General features: G+C 37.3%; 1 pseudogene. It reads right to left on the bottom strand.

Annotated elements, in window-relative coordinates:
• Positions 1–646 (bottom strand): annotated as a pseudogene (locus tag HMPREF0518_RS09335) (IS3-like element ISLhe6 family transposase); the annotation flags it as partial.

Below are 646 nucleotides of genomic sequence, written 5' to 3'. Positions count from 1 at the left end.
CAATATATTCTTTAATAGCTTGAGTTAATTCTTGAAGGCTATGGTATTTGTACTCTTGATCGTAAAACATCTCTGTTTTAAGCAGACCAAAGAAGTTCTCCATTAAACCATCATCCATGGAATTGCCTTTTCTAGACATGCTTTGAGTAATGCCCTGAAGTTTTAAGGCACGTTGGTATTGGGGACTCTGATATTGACAGCCTTGGTCAGTATGAAAAGTGCAGTTATTAAGAGCTGTTTCTTTAACGAAAGCTTTATCAAGCATCGTCATTACTAAATCCATATCTGGATGTCTTGAAATAGAATAAGAAACTATATCGCCTCCACAACCATCCAAAATAGGCGATAAATATAGCTTTTCACCATTAAGGTGAAATTCAGTGATGTCAGTATACCATTTCATATTAGGCATTGGCGCAAAGAAATCACGATGAATCAAATTAGGTGCTATTTTGCCAATAGTACCTTTATAGCTCGAGTATTTGCGCTTATTGCGTCTAATGCCCTTAAGGCCTAGTTTATGCATCCAGTAGCGAACTGTTTTTTCAGTAATGTTCCAGCCTTCTTTAATTAGCTGCAGCGCTACTCGGCGATAGCCATAACGGCCTTGATGATGATTAAAGATTTCTTTGATCTTGGCAATAAG

This window comes from Lactobacillus helveticus DSM 20075 = CGMCC 1.1877, assembly GCF_000160855.1.
GTDB classification, from domain to species: Bacteria; Bacillota; Bacilli; order Lactobacillales; family Lactobacillaceae; genus Lactobacillus; species Lactobacillus helveticus.
This window is presented reverse-complemented; position numbering and strand designations above follow the sequence as displayed.